The organism is Rhizobium sp. YTU87027 (assembly GCF_050644135.1).
GTDB lineage: Bacteria > Pseudomonadota > Alphaproteobacteria > Rhizobiales > Rhizobiaceae > Rhizobium.
In genome coordinates this window covers 331,841-356,065 of record NZ_CP098440.1, presented here as the reverse complement: position 1 = coordinate 356,065, position 24,225 = coordinate 331,841, and the positions used below count along the sequence as shown (strand labels likewise).

The 24,225-nt window shown below is 59.9% G+C and carries 19 protein-coding genes; 8 read left to right on the top strand and 11 right to left on the bottom strand.

The genetic code is table 11. The annotated features are described in order from the left end of the window. Positions 1–111: 111 nt before the first annotated feature. Complete coding sequence (locus NBG89_RS01760; protein WP_431321449.1) at positions 112–2,064, bottom strand: acetoacetate--CoA ligase; 1,953 nt, start codon at positions 2,062–2,064, stop codon at positions 112–114. Between the two features lie 163 nt (positions 2,065–2,227). On the opposite strand from NBG89_RS01760, the gene NBG89_RS01755 reads away from it, so the two are divergent. After that, positions 2,228–4,108 (top strand): AsmA family protein, encoded by a 1,881-nt coding sequence (locus NBG89_RS01755; RefSeq protein ID WP_431321448.1) that lies wholly within the window; start codon positions 2,228–2,230, stop codon positions 4,106–4,108. Here the strand turns inward: NBG89_RS01755 and NBG89_RS01750 are convergent, their stop codons facing one another. From NBG89_RS01750 to NBG89_RS01730, 5 genes are all read right to left on the bottom strand, one after another. Then, positions 4,109–4,927, bottom strand: coding sequence for an ABC transporter permease (locus NBG89_RS01750; protein ID WP_007530203.1), 819 nt, complete (start codon positions 4,925–4,927; stop codon positions 4,109–4,111). Between the two features lie 2 nt (positions 4,928–4,929). Further along, positions 4,930–5,841, bottom strand: a complete 912-nt coding sequence (locus NBG89_RS01745) for an ABC transporter permease subunit (protein ID WP_088694693.1) — start codon at positions 5,839–5,841, stop codon at positions 4,930–4,932. A gap of 3 nt (positions 5,842–5,844) precedes the next feature. After that, entirely contained in the window at positions 5,845–6,987 is a 1,143-nt protein-coding gene (locus NBG89_RS01740) for an ABC transporter ATP-binding protein (protein ID WP_431321447.1), read from the bottom strand. 93 nt (positions 6,988–7,080) lie between these two features. Beyond that, entirely contained in the window at positions 7,081–8,181 is a 1,101-nt protein-coding gene (locus tag NBG89_RS01735; protein ID WP_431321446.1) for a polyamine ABC transporter substrate-binding protein, read from the bottom strand. A 130-nt stretch (positions 8,182–8,311) separates the two neighbouring features. Beyond that, positions 8,312–9,724 carry a helix-turn-helix domain-containing protein gene (locus tag NBG89_RS01730; protein ID WP_431321445.1) on the bottom strand — a complete coding sequence of 471 codons (1,413 nt, stop codon included), beginning with the start codon at positions 9,722–9,724 and terminating at the stop codon, positions 8,312–8,314. A 193-nt stretch (positions 9,725–9,917) separates the two neighbouring features. Between NBG89_RS01730 and aceA the strand changes: the two genes are divergently transcribed. Together aceA and NBG89_RS01720 are read left to right on the top strand one after the other, a co-directional pair. Then, positions 9,918–11,207, top strand: a complete 1,290-nt coding sequence (gene aceA / locus NBG89_RS01725) for an isocitrate lyase (RefSeq protein WP_431321444.1) — start codon at positions 9,918–9,920, stop codon at positions 11,205–11,207. A 22-nt stretch (positions 11,208–11,229) separates the two neighbouring features. Continuing rightward, on the top strand, positions 11,230–11,466 hold the full coding sequence (locus tag NBG89_RS01720; RefSeq protein WP_088694697.1) for an SMc00767 family acetate metabolism repressor: 237 nt from the start codon (positions 11,230–11,232) through the stop codon (positions 11,464–11,466). Positions 11,467–11,479: 13 nt separating this feature from the next. On the opposite strand, the gene NBG89_RS01715 is transcribed toward NBG89_RS01720, so the two are convergent. After that, positions 11,480–12,349 (bottom strand): LysR family transcriptional regulator, encoded by an 870-nt coding sequence (locus tag NBG89_RS01715; RefSeq protein ID WP_431321443.1) that lies wholly within the window; start codon positions 12,347–12,349, stop codon positions 11,480–11,482. A 63-nt stretch (positions 12,350–12,412) separates the two neighbouring features. Between NBG89_RS01715 and NBG89_RS01710 the strand changes: the two genes are divergently transcribed. Continuing rightward, positions 12,413–12,670 carry a hypothetical protein gene (locus tag NBG89_RS01710; RefSeq protein ID WP_431321442.1) on the top strand — a complete coding sequence of 86 codons (258 nt, stop codon included), beginning with the start codon at positions 12,413–12,415 and terminating at the stop codon, positions 12,668–12,670. Here the strand turns inward: NBG89_RS01710 and NBG89_RS01705 are convergent. The 4 genes from NBG89_RS01705 to NBG89_RS01690 form a co-directional block, all read right to left on the bottom strand. Beyond that, a complete protein-coding gene (locus NBG89_RS01705; protein ID WP_431321441.1) occupies positions 12,643–14,484 on the bottom strand; it encodes a methyl-accepting chemotaxis protein in 1,842 nt (613 codons plus the stop codon). The two genes, NBG89_RS01710 and NBG89_RS01705, sit on opposite strands and share 28 nt — an antisense overlap. Before the next feature lie 193 nt (positions 14,485–14,677). Beyond that, positions 14,678–17,206: a methyl-accepting chemotaxis protein gene (locus NBG89_RS01700; protein WP_431321440.1), complete on the bottom strand. Its 2,529-nt coding sequence runs from the start codon at positions 17,204–17,206 to the stop codon at positions 14,678–14,680. Between the two features lie 303 nt (positions 17,207–17,509). Next, positions 17,510–17,653 (bottom strand): hypothetical protein, encoded by a 144-nt coding sequence (locus NBG89_RS01695; protein WP_431321439.1) that lies wholly within the window; start codon positions 17,651–17,653, stop codon positions 17,510–17,512. Between the two features lie 148 nt (positions 17,654–17,801). Further along, a complete protein-coding gene (locus NBG89_RS01690) occupies positions 17,802–18,983 on the bottom strand; it encodes an NAD(P)/FAD-dependent oxidoreductase (protein WP_431321438.1) in 1,182 nt (393 codons plus the stop codon). Positions 18,984–19,109: 126 nt separating this feature from the next. Between NBG89_RS01690 and NBG89_RS01685 the strand changes: the two genes are divergently transcribed. The 4 genes from NBG89_RS01685 (at position 19,110) to pgl (ending at position 24,177) form a co-directional block, all read left to right on the top strand. After that, the gene (locus tag NBG89_RS01685) at positions 19,110–20,546 is read left to right on the top strand and encodes a glutamine synthetase family protein (protein ID WP_088691420.1); all 1,437 of its coding nucleotides are present in this window, start codon (positions 19,110–19,112) and stop codon (positions 20,544–20,546) included. A gap of 13 nt (positions 20,547–20,559) precedes the next feature. Continuing rightward, positions 20,560–21,858 carry an NAD(P)/FAD-dependent oxidoreductase gene (locus NBG89_RS01680; RefSeq protein WP_431321437.1) on the top strand — a complete coding sequence of 433 codons (1,299 nt, stop codon included), beginning with the start codon at positions 20,560–20,562 and terminating at the stop codon, positions 21,856–21,858. A 134-nt stretch (positions 21,859–21,992) separates the two neighbouring features. Next, entirely contained in the window at positions 21,993–23,468 is a 1,476-nt protein-coding gene (gene zwf, locus NBG89_RS01675) for a glucose-6-phosphate dehydrogenase (RefSeq protein WP_431321436.1), read from the top strand. A gap of 10 nt (positions 23,469–23,478) precedes the next feature. Continuing rightward, on the top strand, positions 23,479–24,177 hold the full coding sequence (gene pgl, locus NBG89_RS01670; RefSeq protein WP_431321435.1) for a 6-phosphogluconolactonase: 699 nt from the start codon (positions 23,479–23,481) through the stop codon (positions 24,175–24,177). The last annotated feature ends 48 nt before the right edge of the window (positions 24,178–24,225 follow it).

The following is a 24,225-nucleotide window of genomic DNA, read 5'->3' as shown; positions in this document are numbered from 1 at the left end:
TATGCAGCCCCAAGTTGGATTTACTTTTGACCAACGTTTCTTAATGAAAGGTTGCCGCGTCCCTCAATCTCTCAAAGGTGAAAGCTTGTAATCAATGGTGCCATCCGTCGGTCAGACGCGCAGCTCCGCAAGCCCCGCGAAGAGATCGAGCGCCTCCGGATTGGCGAGCGCCTCCTTGTTCTTTACCGCCCGACCGTGAACGACCTCGCGAACCGCCAGCTCGACAATTTTCCCGGACTTGGTGCGGGGAATATCGCTGACGGCGATGATCTTTGCGGGCACGTGGCGTGGTGAAGCGCCTGAGCGAATGCGGTTCTTGATCGCCTTCGCCAAGTCGTCGGTGAGACCGACACCGGGCGCCAGGCGCACAAAAAGAACCACGCGGACATCGTCATCCCATTCCTGGCCGATGCAGAGCGCCTCCGCAACTTCGTCCATCTGTTCGACCTGGTTGTAGATCTCAGCCGTGCCGATGCGGACGCCGCCGGGATTGAGCGTGGCGTCAGACCGCCCATGAATGATGATGCCCTCGTGCTCGGTCCATTCTGCGAAGTCGCCGTGGCACCACACATTGTCGAAACGTTCGAAGTAGGCTGCCCTGTATTTGGCGCCATCCGGATCGTTCCAGAACATCACAGGCATCGACGGAAAGGCCTTCGTGCACACGAGCTCACCCTTTTCTTGGCGAACCGGCTGGCCCTCGTCATCCCACACATCCATGGCAAGGCCGAGGCCCGGCCCCTGGATTTCACCACGCCAGACGGGCTGCAACGGATTGCCGAGGACGAAGCAGGAGACAATGTCCGTGCCACCGGAAATGGATGCGAGTTGCACGTCTTCCTTGATCCCCTCATAGACAAAGGTGAAGCCTTCGGGCGACAGCGGCGACCCGGTCGATGTCATCAGCCGAAGACTGGAGAGGTCGTGGCTCGTGCGCGGGGTCAGCCCGCTCTTGCGCACAGCGTCGATATATTTCGCCGACGTGCCGAAGACGACAAACTTCTCGGCAGCCGCAAAATCAAAAAGGACGTTGCCGTCGGGCGCGAATGGCGAGCCGTCGAAAAGGCAAAGCGTGGCGCCGGCCGCCAGGCCGCTCACCAGCCAGTTCCACATCATCCAGCCGCATGTGGTGAAATAGAAAAGCTTCTCCCCTGGCTGAACTCCGCAATGCAGTCGGTGCTCCTTGAGATGCTGCAACAATGTGCCGCCAGCGGAATGCACGATGCACTTCGGAACGCCGGTCGTTCCCGACGAGAAAAGGATATAAAGGGGGTGCGAGAATGGCAGGCGGGTGAACTCGACAGCACGCGCTTCGAACGGCGCGATGAAGTCTTCCAGCGTCTCGGCGGCAGGTGTGTCGTTGACGACCGCAGCGGCATCGCCAGCATAGTGGATGACGAGGCATGGTGTGCCTAGCTGCTTTGTTACGGTCGCCACCTTGGCCTTCACGTCCTGCAGCTTGCCGCCATACCAATAGGCGTCGCAGGCGATGAAAAGCTTCGGTCCGATCTGACCAAAACGATCAAGGACGCCCTGCTCCCCAAAGTCAGGCGAACATGACGACCAGATCGCACCGATCGACGCGGCCGCCAGCATGCATGCCACCGTCTCCGGCATGTTCGGCATCATCGCGGCAATCCGATCTCCGGATCCTATACCCATTGCCTTGAATGCCTGTTGCAGCCTGGAAACGAGGCCACGCAACCGGTCCCAGCTCCAGCGATAGGCAGCTTTGTCTTCCCCCCGAAAGATCAGTGCGTCACCCGCGCCTTCCGCGGAAAGCAGGTTCTCGGCAAAATTCAGGGTCGCATCGGGGAAGAAGCGCGCATCGAGCATGATGTCGCCATTGAGCAGCGCGCGAGTTCCGCGCTCGCCTTTGACGCCACAGAATTCCCAGACCGACGTCCAGAACCGCTCCCTCTCGGCGACCGAAAAAGCGTGCAAATCTTGGTAGCTTGCAAGGGACAGATCGAAGTCGCGATTGCACTGCTGCATGAAGGCGTACATCGGGCTCGCTTCAACCGATGCTCGCGAAGGCACCCAGAGTGGCTTATCGTCGCGCATTCGACACTTCTCCTATTTGCTTGCCTGTATACCATGCAATATCAGCTTATAAAGGTACTAACGAACCGCGCCGGCAGCTCGCGTTTGCAAGCAGCCGGCATTTGATATATCCGGCATTTCAGAGCATTAAGGGCCGGCGACGGCCGAAATACTGGCGGAATTCATGGGTACGTCAAGACGACCGCGATGGCAGAGGAAAATCAGGCCCGTGTCGCGCTGGCTGCCGGGCTTCGCGCGGCTTGCCACGATTATCCTGCTCGTTTTCCTGTCGATCTTCGTCGCGCTTCGCGTCGCCGGCCCCTATCTGATTTCCACCGGCCTCGTGCGCTCCGGCATCGAGGATGCACTCTCCAATTGGGCCGGCTATCGCGCAGAGATTGCCGGCAAGCCGGTGATCGAATTCTGGCCGACGCCTCGCATCACCCTCAACAAGATCTCGGTTCACCAGCAGGGCGATGGGAACAGGCTTTTGGGAACCATCGAAAGCCTTTCCGCCGAGTTCAGCCTGATCGATGCGATCAGGGGGCGCGCAAGCTTCCACGAGTTCCATCTTCTCCGCCCCACTTTGCAACTCACCCGTGAAAGCAACGGCGTGATCGACTGGACCAATGAGGGACTTCTGGCAAGGGCGATTGCTGGTGCACGCGAGGAGGGCGGACGAGAAGTTCTCGACAAGAAACTGGATGCCGCTGTCGGTGCCATCACCGTTGAGGATGGGACGGTCAATGTTGCCGATGTCGCAAGCGGAAGGACTTTTCGCTTCGACGGTGTGACCGCCGATGTCAGCTGGCGCAAGCTATCGAGTCCGATTACCGCCGTGCTGATCGCGCGGACGAGCGGACAGGACCTCAAGCTTGATTTCTCATCCCCCAGCCCGCTGCTTATCTTCGGTGGCAACAAGGCCGAAATGAGCGGATCGCTCACCTCGAGCCTGCTCACGGCACGGTTCCAGGGTTTGGCGAACATTTCGCACTTCTTCGATCTTTCCGGCAACATGTCCCTCAGCATCGGCGATCTGCCGGCACTTTTGACCTGGGCTGATCGTTCATTGCCTGTTCTCGCGACCCTGAAAAGCTTTTCGATCGAGACCGATGTCGCTTCGGTTTCGAACGGGTTTCGCTTCGACAATGTCAGCATGAGCATGAATGGATCGAATGCGAAGGGCGTAATGGACGTTGCCTTTCCGCCAGGCAGACGCGCCAAGCTTGGCGGCACGCTGGCTTTCGACCAGATGAATTTCCGGTCGCTCTTCGACGCGTTCATCCTTCGCCTAGCCGCCGGTGAAGCCAACGGACCGCCAGATGGCGGCGCCTTGCAGAAGCTGGATCTCGACCTCCGGCTTTCCGCGAAACAAGCGCTGATCGAACCTTTCATGCTGTCGGATGTCGGGGCCAGCATTATCGTTTCGAGCAACGAGGCAAAGTTCGACATCGGCGACGGTCAGTTCGAAGGCGGGGCGCTATCCGCTCATCTAGAGGCGATGCGCGGTGACTTTGACGGCGGCGGCAAGCTGCAGCTGTCGATCCGGGGAGCCGACTTCGCCGGCCTGATCGAGCGGCTTCAGCTCGAGGGACCGCTTCCCCTTACGACCGGCTCCCTCGACATGTCGCTCAAGACATCCGTACCGCTCTGGAAGGTCGGCGCTGGCGACGTCACAGGCAGGATCGCTTTCCACGCGCGCTCGGGCTCGCTTCCGGGCTTCGATGCTGAAGCAGTACGCGAAGAGGCCACACGGGCCGACTTCTTCCCCTTGAACGCGGTATCGCACCGAGCCTTCGCCTTCGACAGTTTCGACATCGCCGCCGATCTCGCAGATGGCGCGGCGACGATCCATGGTGGACGGATCGAGGGACCGCAGCAGACGATCATCCTTTCCGGTGTCATCCCATACCGATCGAATGGATTGGCGTTGTCGGGCACGATCGAAGCGACAGATCCGACTGCGTCGACGAGCCTCCCACCGCTGCCGTTCTTCGTTGGCGGCGCCTGGCCGGAGCCTGTGATCTCGCCTGCGCCCGTCACACAGCAGGGATCGACCAAGTAATCACGGCGCGTTTGCCGCCGCCCGCTCGTCGCGCTCACGCTGCAATTCGCGGCGCTTCGTGATGGTGGAGGCGCAGATCACACCAATCGCCACGATGCCGATCAGAATGGTGCAGACCGCGTTGATTTCGGGCGTCACCCCGAGACGGACCTGGCTATAGATTTTCATCGGCAGCGTCGTCGCCCCGGGACCCGACGTGAAGCTCGCGATGACGAGGTCATCGAGCGACAATGTAAAAGCGAGAATCCAGCCGGAGAGCACCGCAGGCGCAATGATCGGCAGCGTGACTTCGAAGAAGGTCCTAACCGGCGGCGCGCCGAGATCCTGTGCCGCTTCCTCGATCGACCGGTCGAAGCTCAACAGTCGCGACTGCACGACGACGGCAACGAAACACATGGTCAGCGTCGTGTGCGCCAGCGTGATCGTCCAGAAGCCGCGATCAAGGCCGATTGCCACGAAGAGCAGCAGAAGCGACAGGCCCGTGATCACCTCAGGCATGACAAGCGGCGCATACACCATGCCGGAAAACAGCATGCGCCCGCGAAAGCGGGTGTACCGCACCAAGGCGATCGCCGCGAGCGTTCCGAGGATCGTTGCCGCGGTGGCTGAGAGGATACCGACGCGGATCGTCACCCAGGCGGCATCGAGCAAAGCCTGATTGTGCAGGAGGGAGACGTACCATTTGGTCGAGAAGCCGCCCCAGACGGTCACGAGCTTCGACTCGTTGAAGGAAAACACCACCAGAAGAACGATCGGCAGGTAGAGAAATGCAAAGCCGAGCGCGACGGAGGCGACGTTGAAACGGGTCCATCTCAGCATGTCTATCTCCCCTGCTCGTCGGCCTTGGCCTGCGCGTTCTGGAAGAACACGATCGGGATCACCAGAATCAGCAGCAGGATCGTCGCCACGGCCGAGGACACCGGCCAATCGCGATTGGCGTTGAACTCGTTCCACAACGTTTTGCCGATCATCAGGGTCTGCGATCCGCCGAGCAGATCGGGGATAACGAACTCGCCGACCGCGGGGATGAACACCAGCATGCAGCCGGCGACGACGCCCGGCAGTGACAGCGGGAAAGTCACCCGCCAGAATGCGCTGATCGGCGTGCAGCCAAGATCCTGCGCAGCCTCGATCAAGGTGCCATCCATCTTTTCCAGCGAGGAATAGAGCGGCAGGACCATGAACGGCAGATAGGAATAGACGATGCCGATATAGACCGCGACATTCGTGTTAAGGATGATCAACGGCGTGTCGATGACGTGCAGCGATAACAGCAGCTGATTGAACAACCCCTCCGGCTTCAAGATCGCGATCCAGGCGTAGACACGGATCAGGAAGCTCGTCCAGAACGGCAGGATGACGAGCATCAGCAGCGTCGGACGGATGCTGCGTGGCGCCTGGGCCATGCCGTAAGCGATCGGGTAGGCGATCAGCAGCGTCAGGAACGTCGATACTCCGGCAATCACGAGGCTCGATATGTAGGCGTTCACATAGAGCGGGTCATCGATGAGATAGCTGTAGTTGTCGAAGGAGAAGGTGCCGACCTTCTCCCAGAACCCTGCCCAGCCGTCACCAAGGGAAAAGACCGGCTCGTAGGGAGGCATGGCGATCGCCGTCGTCGACAGCGATATGCGGAAGACGATGAAAAACGGCGCCAGGAAGAACAGCAGCAACCAGACATAGGGGACGATGATAACCAGGCGATTGTAGACGGCGGAACCGAGCTTGCCCATGGTTCAATCCTTGAGGAGGACGCCGGCATCCTCGGCGAAGGTGATCCAGACTTCCTGGTCATAGGTGAAAGGATCGTCAACCGCGCGCTGGGCATTCAGGAGCGAGGCCTTGACCACCTTGCCGTTCTTGAGCTTCACGTGGAAGACCGTCATATCCCCGAGATAGCCGATATCCCACAGCTCCCCGGAGGCTGCGTTCACCTTTGGATTGGCTGGCGGCTTGCGTGAGACCTTCAGCTTTTCCGGACGGATCGCAAAACCGACCGAAGACCCCATGGCCGGCTTTTCAGGGGTGATGACACTGATCGAGAAATGCTCGTCGACGGCGATCTCGACGGTGCTGTCGTTGGCGCTCGTGACCTTGCCGTCGAAGATGTTCACGTCGCCGATGAAATCAGCGACGAAGCGGGAATTCGGCGCTTCGTAGATCTCGGCCGGCGTCGCGACCTGGATAACCTTTCCATGGCTCATGACCGCAATGCGATCGGCCATGGTCATCGCCTCCTCCTGGTCGTGGGTAACGACGACGAAGGTCAGACCGAGGTTCTGCTGCAGGTCCATGAGCTCGAACTGCGTTTCCTCGCGCAGCTTCTTGTCCAGCGCGCCGAGCGGCTCATCGAGCAGCAGCACCTTCGGCCGCTTGGCAAGGGAACGCGCCAGAGCCACACGCTGACGCTGGCCGCCTGACAGCTGGTTCGGCTTTCGCGTGGCGAACTTCTCGAGCTTCACCATCTTCAGCATCTGCAGAACGCGCTCGGCGATCTCCTCCTTCGGCATGCCATCCTGACGCAGACCGAAGGCGATATTCTTTTCCACTGTCATATGCGGAAAGAGCGCATAGGACTGGAACATCATGTTGACGGGTCGCTTGTACGGCGGCGTTCCGGCGAGGTCGGTGCCGTCGAGGACGATTTCGCCCGAACTCGGCTGTTCGAAGCCCGCAAGCATGCGCAGCAGCGTGGATTTTCCGCAGCCGGAAGCCCCCAGCAGGGCAAAGAACTCGCGGTGATAGATGTTCAGCGACAGGTCATCAACGGCTGTGAAGTCGCCAAACCGCTTCGTGACATTGTTGAACGATATGAACGGCTTCGATGCAGGGTCTGCCCACGGCGCAAAGGAACGGCGGATATTGCCAAGTGACTTCATATTGTGCCCCGAAAAGTCATTTTGAAAGCCGGCTTCCCCGAGACCGGCATAGAAAGAAAAGGCCCGGGCGTTGCCGACCGGGCCTGATTTAAATTACTGGCCGGTGACGACTTTCGTCCAGATCCGGGTCGCTGTGCGTTGCGTTTTCGGATCCCATGGGGTGACGCTATAGAGCTTCTTCATCACGTCCTCGCTCGGATAGACCGACGGGTCTTCGAGGACTGCCTTGTCGATGAATTGCTGCGACGCCTTGTTGCCGTTGGCATAAAACACGTAGTTGCTGGCCTTGGCGATGACTTCGGGCTTCATCATGTAGTTGAGGAATTCGTGCGCCTCAGCAACATGCTTGGCATCCGCCGGGATCGCCATCATGTCGAACCACATCTGCGCACCCTGTGACGGAATGGAGTAACCGATCTCCACGCCGTTCTTGGCTTCGGTCGCGCGATTGGCAGCCTGGAAGATGTCGCCGGAGTAACCGAACGCGATGCAGATGTCGCCGTTAGCCAAGGCGTTGATATATTCCGAGGAATGGAACTTGCGAACGAAGGGCCGTACCTTTTCCAGCAGTTCGCCGGCCTTCTGCAGATCGGCCGGCTTGCTCGAATTGGGTTCAAGTCCGAGATAGGTCAAGGCCGACGGCATGACGTCCTTCGGTGCATCGAGGACATAGATGCCGCAATCCTTGAACTTTTCAGCAACCTTCGGATCGAAGATTGCTTCAAGGCCCGGTGCCTTTGCGTCCGGTCCGAGGACTTCAGCAAGCTTCTTCTTGTTGTATCCTATCCCGTTGGTGCCCCACATGTAGTCAACCGCGTATTCGTTACCGGGGTCATACATCGCGGTGCGCTGCTGGATCATATCCCACATGTTGGAGAGGTTCGGCAGCTTGGATTTGTCGAGCTTCTGGAAGACACCGGCCTGAATCTGGCGCTGCAGGAAGTCGCCGCTCGGCACGACCACGTCGTAGCCCGTGCCGCCGGCCAGCAGCTTGGTTTCAACCGTCTCATTGGAATCGAAGGTGTCGTAGACGACCTTGATGCCGGTTTCCCTGGTGAAGTCTTCGAGGATGGAGCTGTCGATATAATCCGACCAGTTGTAGACGTTGACCACCCGCTCCTGCGCAAAGGACGGCGCAGCGGCAAACGCGAGCACAACGGCGCTCGCTGCAAGTCTTGCGATTGTTGACCTCATGATATCTCCTGTCTTCTTCTTGCTTTGCGGCGCCGTTTCACGGACGCCCACCCTCTGGTTTTGCAACCAGACTAGAAAGCTTTTCAGAAGCCGACAAGCGCAAAAACCTGCAGTCTCAATCATTTCACAGTCATTGGAAATCGAAGCTGCTGAGGCCTGCAACCATCTCATCGAGGCCCAGCGGCCGTGTGACAGGCGGCTCGGCGCGCGCAAGGCATCCGCGCCGTTCGCAAAGGCGGCAAGCCGGTCCGATCGCAACCGGCTGCTGCGTCGTTGCAACCTGGCCGTAGACCGACGCTTCGCCGGCAGCAGTTTCGCAGCCGATCAGCAAGGCGGTGCGCCTGATGCGCTCTCCGAACGCGGTGTTTGGCCCCTCAAGTGTCCGAGAGACCGTAAGGTAACTGCCGCCATCCGGCATTTCAACCGTTTCGGCAAGAATCTGGGCCGGCTGCAGGAAGGCGGCATGGATGTTCAGCTTGGGACAGCCGCCGCCGAAACGCGAATGCGGGAAGCCGTGCGCTCCAGCCCGCCGCAGCCGGTGACCAGCCGCATCGATCTCGATCATGAAAAAGGGAATGCCGGAGGCACCCGGCCGCTGCAGCATGACCAACCGGGCTGCCGCCTGCGCATAGGAAACGCCGAAGCGGGAACGAAGGATATCCACGTCATACCGGCTGCCCTGGGTCGCAGCAAGAAAGGGTGCATAGGGCATCGCGAGCGCCAATGCGCCGTAACGACAGAGTTCGAAGCGCGCTATCCGCTTCGCCTCTGGCGTCGACAATGCCAGGCCATCGAGTTCCGCAAGGATCGCATCGCGCAATGCCAGCGTCGTGACCTCAATCGCGATCTCATGCGCCTGATCGGCCGGCGACAGGCGTTCGGAAACGAAGAGCCGCATCGAGTGCCGATCGAAGCGACGCCGAAGATCCGGCATGACGTGAACCGGAAGGACACGGACGCTGATGCCGCGCTCCGCCCGCAGCCACTCCCTGAACGCGACCGGGAGATCGCGGGTTTCCGAAAAACGCGCCGAGAACGTCTCGGCGGCCTCTTCGAGTTCGGGGAAATATGCCGAGCGCCGCTCCAGAACATCGCGGACCTCGTCGGCCGGAAGTCGCGCACCGGCAAGCGGCATCTGCCCCGCACCTGCCGTCAGCGACGTCAGGTCAGAGAGGCGGCTGGCCTGCTCACTATAGGCGCGGTAGAGTTTGATTATGCCACTTGCCGCATTGGGCGCAGCTTCCGCGACCTCCACGAGCTCCTGATCGCCGGGAAGTTCGCCGGCCAGCAGCGGATCCGCAAAAATCTCGCGCAGTTGGTTGAGGCTGCCGCCGCTCTCATCCCTCAGTTCCTCCAAATCAACCTTATAGACCGACGACAGCTTCAGCAGCAATTGCACGGTGAGAGGCCGCTGGTTGCGCTCGATGAGGTTGAGATAGGACGGAGAGATGCCAAGCTCCTCAGCCATCGCGGACTGCGTCAAGCCGAGGCCGTTGCGAATGCGCCGAACCTTCGGTCCCGCAAAAATCTTGCGCTCCGCCATGTGACAATCCTTTACAAGACACCGACCAACCGGAATTTACAATACTTTACAAATTTACAGAGCGCCCATGTCAAAGGCTTTGCATCCTAACTCGTTTCTGATGGCTATTCCATAGATATCTCTGGCTTTTCTCGGAAATTTGTAAATTCTGTTAATCATCCAAACCGACCACATAATCTGCAAGGAGCATGAGATGACAGAATTTGACAAGCTGCACCGGGACCTTCCGGCAGGACGCTTCAACGGGGTCGAGCGTCCCTACTCGATCGATGACGTCAAGCGTCTGCGCGGCTCCGTGGAACTGGGCTATACACTCGCGGAAATGGGCGCCAAGCGACTATGGCAGCTTCTGCATCAGGATGATTTCGTCAATGCGCTCGGCGCGCTTTCGGGCAATCAGGCGATGCAGATGGTCCGGGCCGGTTTGAAGGCAATCTACCTCTCCGGCTGGCAGGTCGCTGCAGACAGCAATACCGCTTCGGCCATGTATCCGGACCAGTCGCTTTATCCGGCAAACGCCGGGCCAGAGCTTGCCAAGCGGATCAACCGGACCCTGCAGCGCGCCGACCAGATCGAAACATCAGAGCAGAACGGCCTCTCCGTCGAGACCTGGTTTGCGCCTATCGTCGCTGACGCAGAGGCAGGCTTCGGAGGCCCGTTGAATGCCTTCGAGATCATGAAGGCCTATATCGAGGCAGGTGCGGCCGGTGTCCACTTCGAGGACCAGCTGGCGTCGGAGAAGAAGTGTGGCCATCTGGGCGGCAAGGTCCTGATCCCGACCGCAGCGCATATCCGCAACCTCGATGCGGCTCGCCTCGCCGCCGATGTCATGGGCGTTCCGACGCTCGTCATCGCCCGCACGGATGCGGAAGCCGCCAAGCTGCTCACATCCGATATCGACGAGCGCGACCGGCCCTTTGTCGATTATGATGCGGGTCGCACGGTCGAAGGCTTCTATCAGGTTCGCAACGGGCTCGAGCCGTGCATCGCCCGCGCCGTCGCCTACGCGCCGCACTGCGATCTCATCTGGTGCGAAACCTCGAAGCCGGATCTGGAGCAGGCCCGCCGCTTTGCCGAAGGCGTCCACAAGGTGCATCCCGGCAAGCTGCTCGCCTACAACTGCTCGCCGTCGTTCAACTGGAAGAAAAACCTCGATGACGCGACGATTGCCAAGTTCCAGCGCGACCTCGGTGCGATGGGCTACAAGTTCCAGTTCATCACGCTGGCCGGCTTCCATCAGCTGAACTTCGGCATGTACGAGCTCGCTCGAGGCTACAAGGACCGGCAGATGGCTGCCTATTCCGAACTGCAGCAGGCGGAGTTCGCGGCCGAGGTCAACGGCTACACCGCGACCAAGCATCAGCGCGAAGTCGGCACCGGTTACTTCGATGCCGTTTCGATGGCCATCACCGGCGGACGTTCGTCGACCACGGCGATGAAGGAATCCACCGAACACGCACAGTTCAAACCAGCAGCAGAATGATCGCACCAAGGAGGACAATGCCATGCCTACGCTTGCACGCGTCAAGGAACGCGCTGAAGAACAATCCACCTGCATGACCCCGGACCAGCAGACGATGATCCGCATGCTGGCCAACGACCTGCACCGATTGAACCAGTCGGTCATGAAGGCTGTCGATGCCGGGGTTTCCGTCGAGTTGGTTCGCTCGGCAAGGCATCATGGCGGCGACGGGAACTGGGGAGACCTCTTGATCCCCGTCATCGTCGCGGGCCGCAACTGAGACCACGGGCGCCCTAGCTTCGGCTGGGGCGCTTACCCGCAAAGAGATCGACGTAGCTCTTCAGCAATTTCGTCATGCGATCGGCAACGGTCCGGATTTCCGGCCGGTGCCGATCCTCGTTGTTCATGACGATCCATTGCCGGTGGCGCAGTTCCGGCAGCTCGCCACCAAGACGCTGCAGTTCGGGATCGAGATCGCCGACGAAGCACGGCAGAACCGCCTTGCCCGTCCCTGCTCTCAGCAATTCCAGAAGCGAGCGCGGCCGGTTGACGGTCGCAACGATCGAGCCGGCAGCGTTGCGATGCGGCCAACGCAGATAATTCGAGATCGCATCCTCTTCGGCGACGGCGACCCATCGCTCATCGGTGCCTTCGGCATTGCGTCTCGTATAAACAGCATAGGCAACCTCGCCGAGCAGGCGGGCGGCAAGGTTGCTTTCGTCCGGTTCGAAGGCGCGGATACCGATGTCGCTTTCCCTGTAGTTGAGGTTAGCGCGCGCTTCGCCAATGGTCAGCGAGACTGCGAAGGCATCGCCAGGCTTGCGGACCGCAGCAAAATTCTCGGTCAGAAGCCACGCGATCCAAGTGCCGGCCGCGATCCTGACCGTTGCGCCGACGCTGCCCGCCTGCCGCCAGGCGTCGACCTTGCGCGCTGCCGCCTCCATGTCCTGTAGATGATCCAGCAGTACTTGGCCGTCCATGGTGAGGCTGTAGCCCGTCTGACTGCGGACAAAGAGAGCCTTGCCGATCTCATGCTCCAGATCGAGCATGCGACGGCCGATCGTCGCGGGGCTAAGGCCGCTCGATGCACTGGCGCCGGTCAGCCCACCAAACCGGGCAACCTGAAGAAAAAGCTGGAAGGAGTCCCACTGCGTGTTTTTCATTGACGAAAAACATAGTGAGATAATTCGCGTTTATAAAGCATATTTTGATGGATAGTTAAGGCGATGCCTACACGAAAGGACATCGTCATGATTACCCCAATCGCCATTGCTGAAATTGCAGACATGCTCAACGACAGCCGTGACAAGTATTCGCCACGAGTCGAAAACGAATTCTATGAAAGCTTTGGCAGCTCCCGCATGGTCCGGGTCACGGCCTTCGTCACATCCTTCGGAATCTCGATCAAAACACTTCTCGCCAGGGCACCCTGTCGTTGTCCGTTTGAACGGGAAGATCAGGCCGCCTGCCTTGCGCGGCCGTAATCGGAAGTGGCTTCGAAGCGGAACTGCTGAACCAACGCCATCAGCGCATCCGCCTCATTGGCAAGCTGGCGGCTTGCCTCGGTCGTTTCCTCGACCATTGCGGCGTTCTGCTGCGTCATCAGGTCCATCGCATTAACGGCACCGTTGACTTCCTGCAGAGCAGCCGATTGGTCCTGGCTTGCCGTCGCGATTGTTTCAACGTGACCGCTGATCGCAATGATCTCATGACTGATCGCGGCGAGCACCGAGCCGGTCTTCTGCACGAGGCCAGACCCGGTCATGACTTCCCGCGTCGACTTCTCAATCAGACCCTTGATTTCGCACGCTGCGTCTGCGGAACGCTGCGCAAGCTCACGCACTTCCTGTGCAACGACCGCGAAGCCCTTGCCGGCCTCACCGGCGCGTGCCGCCTCGATGCCAGCGTTCAACGCCAGAAGATTCGTCTGGAACGCGATGTCGTCGATGACTTCGATGATCTGCTCGATCTGTTTCGAGGCCTCCTCGATGCGATCCATCGCCGCGACTGCATCACTGACCACGGCACCTGAGCTATCGGCGTTCTTCTTCGTCACGGATACGGCGTCGTTCGCCTCGCGCGCCCGCACTGCGGAGGATTTGACTGTTGCGGTGATTTCCTCAACGGCAGCTGCGGTTTCTTCGAGATTGGCGGCCTGCGCTTCCGTGCGCTTCGAAAGCTCGTCGGCGGAAGCCAGCATGGCTCCTGAATTGGTCTGGATCGAAGCGGTGTTGTCACGAATGCGCGCCAGCGTTTCCTGCAAGCGAACAAGCGACGCATTGAAATCGACGCGAAGCTGCTCCAGGCGACCGACGAACGGGGTCTGGATCGTTTGAGAGACATCGCCCTGCGCCAGGCGCCCCAAGCCGGCCGCGAGTTGATTGACGGCGAAGTCGATCTGCCCATCGAGCGCACGCTTCTCGGCATCGTTGCGGGCGCGCTCGTCATCGCTGAGCTGCCGCTGTTCGGCGGCCTGCATTTCCAATGTCTGGCGGGCACGGGCGTTGTCGCGGAAGAGCGCCAGGGCGCGTCCAATCGCACCGAACTCGTTCTGTTTCTCCACACAGGGAACTGGTCCGTCGAGATTTCCTGCAGAGATCGTGTGGATGGTCGCGGTCAATGCCTCCAGCGGCCTGACGGACGCGCGGATGGCGAAGTAGGCGACCACGCCGACCAGCAGCAACACCGCTACGCCAGCGCCTGCCACCAGCATCAACAATTGCTGCAGGCTGTTGTAATAGACTTCCATCGGGATGCCGATGAAAAGAATGCCGACGTTTGAACCGGTAGCGTTTTTGATCGGGAAATAGCCCGTCATGAACTTCCGACCGAACAGCTCTGCGGGGCCGTAATAGGCTTGGCCCTTGGCCAATGCTGCCTGCGCAGGATGATCCGCGGCGAGCTTCGTGCCGACGGCGCGGTCGCCGTTTTCCTTTTTCACGTTCGTAGAGACGCGGACGTAGTCGCTGCCCTGGTGTTCAAAGACCGTGGCAACACCTGCAATCGACTGCGCGGTGCGATCGACCAGAACATGATCGTTGAGCGAGGGAAGTTTATCTTCAGTCACCCCGGCAAGCTGGTTGTTGCTGACGTCAATCTTCACGGTGGCGTCGCTTGCGCCGTAGAGGACCGCCATGGTCCGGCTTGCGTCCTTTGCGTCGGAGACGGCGCTCGTCATCACGTAGGCGCTCAGCTTGTAATAGGTGACACAGACGATCGCCGCGGTGCTGCAGACGAGTAGTACGAGCGTGATGGCAACAATCTGACGTACGATGGAAGCCGAGAACAAGCGCAGCATGGATATCCCCTGAGACATGAGCCTCGCAGGTTAATTCGAAAAATTTAAAGAAAATCTTCAAAAAATTGGCAATCGTCAAAAATTTGAAATTACCTCGCCCCCAAATTAGGGGCTTCCGCGCAGGCGCGATAGGTCGAAAACGAAAAGCCCCGGGACTACCGGGGCCTTCCAATGCCTTGCGTCGGCGGTCGTCTTATGCGGCGCGATAAACCGTCGCCTGCATGTCGCCATCGATCTTGAACTGCTGGATAAGGCGAAGCAGTGAATCCGCCTCGACCGCAAGCTCGCGACTTGCTGCACTGGTCTCTTCCACCATTGCCGCGTTCTGCTGCGTCATCTGATCCATCTGGTTCACCGTCGCATTGACTTCCTGCAGCGCACTGGACTGGTCGTGGCTCGCACGAGCGATCGTCTCGACGTGCTGGCTGATCGTGACGATCTGTGCACTGATCTTTGCGAGCACCGTTCCAGTCTCCTGCACGAACTGCGAACCAGAGCTGACTTCTGTCGTCGACTTGTTGATCAGACCCTTGATTTCCTGCGCCGCAGCGGCGGAACGCTGCGCCAACTCACGCACTTCCATCGCAACGACCGCGAAGCCCTTGCCGGCCTCGCCGGCGCGTGCTGCCTCAATGCCGGCGTTCAGTGCCAGCAGGTTGGTCTGGAACGCAATCTCATCGATGACGCCGATGATCTGCTCGATCTGGCGGGATGCATCTTCGATGCGGCCCATCGCGTCGATGGCGTTGCTGACAACGACGGCAGAGTCGTCGGCGCTGCGCTTGGCCTGGCGTACGATTTGATCCGCGTCCTTGGCGCGCTCCGCGGAGGAGCGAACCGTCACAGTGATCTGTTCAACCGCAGCGGCTGTCTCTTCAAGCGAAGCTGCCTGTTGCTCGGTGCGCTTGGAGAGATCCTCGGCGGACTGAGCCATCTGATTGCCGTTGCCCTGGATCATCTCGACGTTATCGCGGATCTGGCTCATCGTGGCCTGCAGGCGCATCATCGAACCGTTGAAGTCCTGGCGGAGCTGTTCGAGACGTCCGATGAACGGCGTATCGATCGTGGTCGAAATGTCGCCCTGCGACATGCGCTCGAGACCGGATGCAAGCGCATTGACCGCAAACTCGATCTGGCGATCCATCTCGCGCTTCTCGGCATCGTTTCGCTGGCGCTCATGGTCGGCCGCGACGCGCTCCTCTTCGCTCTGTTCCTCAATGCGGATCTTGGAGATCGCATTTTCCTTGAAGATGCCGAGTGCGCGAGCCATGTCGCCGATTTCGTCATGCCGCTGATCGCCTGAGATGTTGGTATCGAGCACACCGTCGGCAATGCGACGCATTGCAGCGGTGATCTGACCGATCGGACGCTGCAGCGTCAGAACAAGCGCGATGCCGCCGATGATCGAGACGAGAATGCCAAGGCCGGTGGTCAGCACCGAGATGCCATTCGCCTGGGTGCGCTCGGCACCGGCGCTCTGCTTCTGCAACTCGGCGAAGGTGGTCAACTGACCCCAGACGGCATCAAGCTGCTGGCGGGCGGAGGCGTAATCGGTAACGCGCTGGTTGATCGTGTCGACCAGACTCTGGGCGTCCTTGTCCATCGAGGCGAGAGCCGGGGACATCGCCGCGACGATGTCTTCCGCGAAATTCATACCCTTCGCGCTGGCGAGCAGCGTGTTGAGATTGGTGCCGAGTGTCGCGATCTCCTGATGCAGACGGACGCGATTTTCCTTGCCCGGCTTGGCAGCAAATTCACCCAAGACGAGCTGCAGCGAATAGATTGCGCTCTCCAGACGACGCGTGTCCTCGAGAACAGAGTTCGTCTGAGCGATGCGGCTGTCGAGCTCGACGAACGTGGTCGTCGCCTCACGCATCATCTGCGTTGCCGTCAACTGCGTGTAGGTGGACATCTGGCGGAAACGGGAGACGAGCCGTCCGAGGTTGGCGATCGCCTCATCGGTGCCGGCGTCGGCGGCAGTTGCCTGTGTCTTGACGTCGCTGATCGTCTGCGACAGCGATTGTGTCATGCTCTTCTGGTTCGCGGGTACCGAAATCTCGATCAGGCGCTGCGCCTTGGCGATGGCGGGAATGGCGTCGGTAACGACTTTCAGCTTGTCGGCTGGCAATTGGGCTTTGTTGAAGTCACCCATGACGGAGGCAAGGGTATCCCCACCCTTCAGCAGGCGATCGGCAGCGCGCAGCGTTGCGGTGGCGTTGCCTTCGTCCTTGCGGATGTTTTCCTCAAGCTGCTGCGCATCGTAGTTGACGTTGAAGCGGCTCGTGATCATCACCTTCTGCGCGTCGTCGATGGACTTGCGGAGAGCGAGTTCCTGTTCATGCAGGGTCCAGAGCTTGCCCACGGTGTCGGCGATCCCCGAGGTGCCGTCCGTTGCAGCCCGCAGGTTTTCGCGACCGCCATTGTCGCCAATTTGCTTGAGCGTTGCGTTCAGCGTGCCTTGCTGCGTTTTGATGTCCCCATAGAGCTTGTCGCGTGCTTCCTGGCTGGTGATCTGCAGGAAGTCGTCCATGGAGCCATAGAGATCCTTGAACCCGCTTAACGACTGCAGAACGCTGTTGGAGATTTCCATACGCCCCTGCAGAAGACCAGAGGCATAGAGGCCGGTCAGGCCGACGGCTGAAATGCTTACAACGAACGGCAATACAAAGATCAGGACCTTGGTCTTGATCCTGAAACGGGAAAGAATCTTATCAATCAACATGGCGGTTCCGGCCTTCCATACACCACTCCTCCCGCCGGTCGCCTGACGGAGCGCCGACCGAGTGCATCGAGCTGCTTTATTGGAACAAGTGGGAGTCCCAGGCGCAGGCCCAGGCGGCAATCATTGCCAGCTCGCTTCACGCAGAACGGAAGCGCCCAAGAAATATCGAGCCAGTTTTGCAGAGGATGTCTTAATTTTCGGATAAGCGAAAGCTACCGATAGCCGCGCACAAATCGATTTATCCGAAGGATAGCTGACAAGGCAACGGCGCTCCTGCCACGAGCCCATGCAAGATCGCGGGTATTAGAACCAGCGTGCGAGAAGGAGAGAGGCTACGGCAGCCAATGCACTGGCGGAAAGGACGAAGTAGCGGACGACAACGAGCTTGTTGTCGGGCTTGGCTTGAGCGATTGCAATGGCGCGGGCGCGTCGTGTGTTCCTGTTCATTTGCAGAACCTCACTTCATCTCTGGCATACAATCCAACAAAACGACTTGTTGGTAAAGCTCTATTTAGTAAGTGCTTTTCCATCCGTCATTGAGGCAGGATGGCGCACCCTCCTTAAGAACTCTTGAATCGAGCAGATTGTTTAGCGCCTACAAAGATTCACCGGCAACGAAGCCTGAAGCCCATGCCCACTGGAAGTTATAGCCGCCGAGCCAGCCGGTCACGTCGACACATTCTCCGATGAAATAGAGCCCTGGAACCTGCTTCGCTGCCATGGTGCGGGAATCGAGTGCTGCCGTATCGATGCCACCGAGCGTCACTTCGGCGGTTCTGTATCCTTCGGAACCCGAGGGTCTGATTTTCCAGCTCTGCACCGCCTCGACAAGGCGCACCAGGATCTTATCCGAAAGATCGGCCATGTGGCCGGCGATGCCTTCGCGTTCCGTCAGGTATTGCGCCAGTCGCTTTGGCAGAATGTCCGCCAGCGCCGTCTGCGCGGACTGCCGGCCATTGACCTTCCTTGCCGCCTTCAGATGATGGAGGAGATCGACATCAGGTTCGATGTCAACGGTGATGTCATCGCCCTCGCGCCAATAGGAGGAGATCTGCAGGATCGCTGGGCCGCTGAGACCGCGATGGGTGAAAAGCAGGGCTTCGCGGAACGCCGTCTTGCCATGACGAATCTCGGCAGCGGCCGATATGCCCGACAATTCCGAAAGGCTTTCGAGCGTCGCCGGATCGAGGGTCAGCGGTACGAGGCCCGGGCGCGTCTCCACCATCGAGAGGCCGAACTGCTCGGCGATGCGATAGGCAAAACCGGTTGCACCCATCTTCGGAATCGACTTGCCACCGGTCGCTATGACCAGCGAACTGCATACATATGCGCCCTCCAACGTCGAAATGCGGAAGCCGTCGCCGCTCTTTTCGACATCCGCGATCTCGGTACGCAGATGCAAGGCCGCGCCGGCGGTCTGCATCTCGTCGAGCAGCATGCGAATGATGTCCTTGGCGCTGTCGTCGCAAAACAACTGCCCAAGCGTCTTCTCGTGCCAGCCGATCCGATGGCGATCGACCATGGCGATGAAATCCGAAGGCGTGAAGCGCGCGAGTGCCGATTTGCAGAAATGCGGATTGGCGGAGAGGAAGCTTTTCGGGCTGGCGTTGATGTTAGTGAAGTTGCAACGACCGCCGCCAGAGATGCGGATCTTTTCGCCCGGCGATTTTGCATGGTCAAGAACGATGACGGAGCGGCCGCGCTGGGCGGCGCGAATGGCGCACATCATGCCGGCGGCGCCTGCGCCGATGACGATCACATCGCTGTTTCGCTGCAAAACCACTTCCCTCGCCGAAAGGCGTCTTCTTTTTCCATCAGGAGGCGAAAGTCAACGTGCCCTCCCCCTCGCCAATTGCCAAACTCCAGCTATGATGCCGTCACGATCAACGCAAACCGGTGTGTCATGTCCCCAAAAAAGACGACGCTGAAGCCTGCCAGAAACGTACCTGCCTCAAAGAAAACACCCCCGGACCCCGGACATCAGCGCGGCGTGGAAAACTGGAAGGAAGCAGCGCAGTTCTTGCGGGCGCGTGGCATAGAAGACATCGAATGCATCACGCCTGACCTTGCCGGCGTGCCGCGCGGCAAGATGATGCCGAGCTCCAAATTCACGTCGAACACCTCTCTAGCCCTGCCGTCGGCGATCTACCGTCACACCATCTCTGGCGAATATCCGGATGAGACGGAAAGCTTCCGCTATGAGCCGCGCGACAGCGACCTGAAGCTGGTTCCAGATCTCTCGACGCTTTCGGTTGTCCCTTGGGAAACCGATCCGACGGCGCAGGTGATCTGCGACATCGTCAATTCGGACGGCGAAGAAGTCCCTTATACGCCGCGCAACGTTCTCAAGCGCGTGCTGAAGCTCTACAGCGACCGCGGCTGGAAGCCGATCGTCGCGCCAGAGATCGAGTTCTATCTCGTTGCCAAGAACGACGACCCGGACTACCCGCTGCATCCACCGAAAGGCCGCTCGGGCCGCTCGATCCTCGGTGGTCAGGGCTATTCGATCGCCGGTATCAACGAGTTCGACGAACTGATCGACGACATCTATCACTTCTCTGAAAAGCAGGGCCTCGAGATCGATACGCTGATCCACGAGGAAGGGCCGGCGCAGCTGGAAATCAACCTTCGTCACGGTAATCCGATCGAGCTTGCCGACCAGGTGTTCCTGTTCAAGCGCACGATCCGCGAAGCCGCGATGAAGCACGGCATCTACGCGACCTTCATGGCCAAGCCGATGCAGGGGCAGCCAGGTTCGGCGATGCACATCCACCAGTCCGTGGTCAACGAGCAGACCGGCAAGAATATCTTCTCGAATCCGGATGGTTCCGCCTCTCGCGAATTCTTCCATTTCATCGGCGGCCTGCAGAAATATGTGCCGAGCTCGATGGTGATGCTGGCGCCCTATGTGAATTCCTACCGGCGGCTGACGCCTGATATGTCGGCTCCCGTCAACAATGCCTGGGGCTACGACAACCGCACGACGGCGTTCCGTGTGCCGGTATCCGACCCGCAGGCAAGGCGCGTCGAAAACCGCCTACCGAGTTCGGATGCAAACCCCTATCTCGCGCTCGCCGCCTCGCTCGCGTCCGGTCTGCTCGGCATCATGAAGGGCATCGAGCCGACAGCGCCGACCGAGGACACGGCAAACGAAGGCTCGATCGATCTGCCGCGCGGTCTTCTGGAAGCCGTCGCACTGATGGAAGACGAGGAAGCCTTCGAGGAAGTGTTCGGCAAGGAGTTCCTTGGCATCTACGCCGGCGTGAAGCGCGGAGAATTCGAAACCTTCATGCAGGTCATTAGCCCCTGGGAACGCGAATTTCTTCTGCTGAACGTTTAGGGAGGGCTCCGTCATGACATCGCAGGAGAGATGGCAGAGCCCCATTGCGCCCGGCATTTCCTGGTATCAGGCAACATCAGGCGAGCGCCCGACCTATCCTGGCATGGATGGCTCGAAGACGTGTGACGTCGCGATCGTCGGTGGAGGCTATACAGGGCTTCAGGCCGCCTACAACCTCGCCAAATCAGGCGTCTCGGTGGTTCTCATCGAGGCGTGCCGGTTTGGCGACGGCGCCTCCGGGCGCAATGGCGGGCAGCTCGGCACTGGCCAGCGCTCGTGGCCGGAAGAGCTTGAGGAAAAGATCGGCTATGAGCGGTCCCGCGCCCTCTTCGATCTCGCCGAGGCCGCCAAGCAGCATCTCCTCGATTTCGCCACCGATCATCAGATCGACATGGACTACATGCCGGGGCAGATGAATGTGGCCCACAAGGAGAGCTACAAGCCGGATTACTACGAAAACGCCGAGATCGCGGCGATGCGCTACAACTATCCGCATGTGCGCTTCATGGACAAAGCCGAAACCCAGGAACGACTCGGCTCGACGCGTTACTACTGCGGCGTCCGCGACACCGGTACCGGCCACGTCCATCCGCTGAAGCTGCTCATCGGCCTTGCCCGCGTTGCGGCCAATGCCGGCGCGCAGATCTTCGAGATGACGAAGGCGACGGCGATACGTCAAGGCGGCGGCAAGGTAACAATCGAGACGTCGAACGGAACGATCACCGCCAATCAGGCACTGATCGCCTGCAACGGCTATATCGGCAATCTCGAGCCGGTGACAGCGAGCCACGTGATGCCGATTCGCTCCTTCATTGGCGCCACCGTGCCGCTCGATGGGCATCCGCAGGTGCTGCCGGGAAGTGAAGCCGTGGCCGACTCGCGCTTCGTCGTGCGCTACTTCCGCAAGTCCAAGGACGGGCGACTGCTCTTCGGCGGGCGCGAAGCCTATACGGCCGACAATCCGCGCGACATTACGCAGCACATCCGCCGGCAGATCGCGGAGATCTACCCCGCACTTCGGGATATCGAGATCACCCATGCCTGGGGTGGTTCGGTCGGCATCACCATGCCGCGGCAGCCCTTCGTGCGCGAGGTCATGCCTGGTGTGACATCGATCGGCGGCTATTCCGGCCATGGCGTGATGCTGTCCAACTATTGCGGAAGGCTCTACGCGGAAACGGTTCTTGGAAGATCGGCGGACCTCGATCTTTTCAAGTCGCTCGACATTCCGGCCTTTCCGGGAGGTGCGGCCATGCGCGCGCCGCTGCTTTTCCTGGCGCTCTCCTGGTTTGCTCTGCGCGACAAGTTTTAGTCAGATTGCGGATTTCATCGCGCGGCAATTCGAACTAAAACCTCTTTCCGAGAGATTCATTGCATCGCACACTGGCTTTTTTAAATCGATTAGATTAAAGAGGCCAACAACCCGTCTGATTGAGAGACATCCTCATGAGCAGCCAAATCATCCCCGTTGAACCTTTTGATTATGTCGTTTTCGGCGGCAGCGGCGACCTTGCTGAGCGCAAGTTGCTGCCGGCCCTTTACCATCGGCAGATCGAGGGGCAATTCTCCGAGCCGACCCGTATCATCGGTGCCTCGCGCAGTGCGCTGACGAACGAGGAATATCGCAAGTTCGCGCAGGACGCCCTCAGGGAGCACCTGAAGAAGGGCGAATACGACGAGGCCGAAGTCGCGAAATTCCTGCAGCGCCTCTTCTACGTGCCGGTCGATGCGCGCTCCGATGCCGGCTGGGACCAGCTGAAGAAGCTTCTCGATGAAGGCAAGGATCGCGTTCGCGCTTTCTACCTCGCCGTCGCGCCTGGTATTTTCGGCGACATCTCGCAGAAGATTCATGACCACAAGCTAATCACCAAGTCGACGCGCATTGTTGTCGAGAAGCCGATCGGCCGCGATCTCGCCTCCGCGCTGCAGCTGAACGACACGATCGGCAAGGTGTTCAAGGAAGAGCAGATCTTCCGCATCGACCACTATCTCGGCAAGGAAACAGTGCAGAACCTGATGGCGCTGCGCTTTGCCAACGCGCTCTATGAGCCGCTTTGGAACGCCAACCATATCGACCATGTGCAGATCACCGTTGCCGAGTCGGTCGGCCTCGAAGGCCGCGCCGGATACTATGACACCGCTGGCGCGCTGCGCGACATGGTGCAGAACCACATCCTGCAGCTCGTCTGCCTGGTCGCCATGGAAGTTCCGTCCTCCATGGACTCCGAAGCCGTTCGCGACGAGAAGCTGAAGGTGCTGCGCGCACTGAAGCCGATCAATGCATCGAACGTCGAAACCAACACCGTTCGCGGTCAGTATCGCGCAGGCGCGTCCGGCAGCGGCCCCGTCAAGGGCTACCTGGAAGAGCTCGAGGGCGGGGTTTCGAACACCGAAACCTTCGTGGCGATCAAGGCCGAGATCGGCAACTGGCGCTGGGCAGGCGTTCCCTTCTACATCCGCACCGGCAAGCGCCTTGCCGGCCGTATGTCGGAGATCGTCATTACCTTCAAGCCGATCCCGCACTCGGTCTTCGACCAGTCGGCCGGCCGCATCAACCAGAACCAGCTCATCATTCGTCTGCAGCCTGATGAAGGCGTCAAGCAGTCGCTGATGATCAAGGACCCAGGCCCGGGCGGCATGCGCCTGCGCAACGTCTCGCTCGACATGAGCTTCGCCGACGCCTTCCAGGTCCGCAATCCGGACGCCTATGAGCGCCTGCTGATGGATGTCATCCGTTCCAACCAGACGCTGTTCATGCGCCGCGACGAGGTCGAGGCTGCATGGCAGTGGGTCGACCCGATCCTGAAGGGTTGGGAATCCACCGGCCAGAAGGTTCAGGGATACACCGCCGGCACCTGGGGGCCCAGCCAGTCGATTGCGCTCATCGAGCGTGATGGCCGCACCTGGCACGACAACCTGTAGGATCAAGACGATGGCAGCGACGATGCATGCTTTTGCCAATGGCGAGGAACTGGCTCGCAACCTAGCGGACAAAGTCGCTGCGTCGCTTTCCGCCGCAATCGACACGCGGGGAGCGGCAACGCTCGCCGTTTCCGGCGGTTCGACGCCGAAGCTGTTTTTCCAGGAGCTTTCGGCTCGTGATCTCGACTGGTCCAAGGTGACCGTCACCCTCGTCGACGAACGCTTCGTGCCGGCGGACAATCCGCGCTCGAACCATCTGCTGGTGGCCGATAACCTCCTGCAGAACAAGGCGAAGGCCGCAAGCTTCCTGCCGCTCTACCAGGCGGCAGGTTCAGTCGAGGACGCGGCGAAGCTTGCAACGAGGGAGACTGCCTCGATCGGCAATCCCTTCGATGTGGCAATCCTCGGAATGGGCGGCGACGGCCATACCGCCTCATTCTTCCCGGGCGGCAGCAACCTGAAGCTGGCGCTCGACCCCATGACGCCGCGTGGTATTATTACAATGGAGGCAGACGGCGCGGGCGAGCCGCGGCTCACCTTCACCTTCTCCAGCCTCCAGGATGCAAAGCTGCTCGTGCTTCACATCGAAGGCGAGAGCAAAAAGGACGTCCTGACGAAGGCCGAGAGCGCCGGTGACGAGGCAGAGATGCCGATCCGCGCCATTCTGCGGCGGGCCGCGAGCCCCGTCGAAATCTACTGGGCTCCATAGGCCTTCGGGCAGATAGTCGCGAACGAAAAACTGAAGAGCAACCAAGGC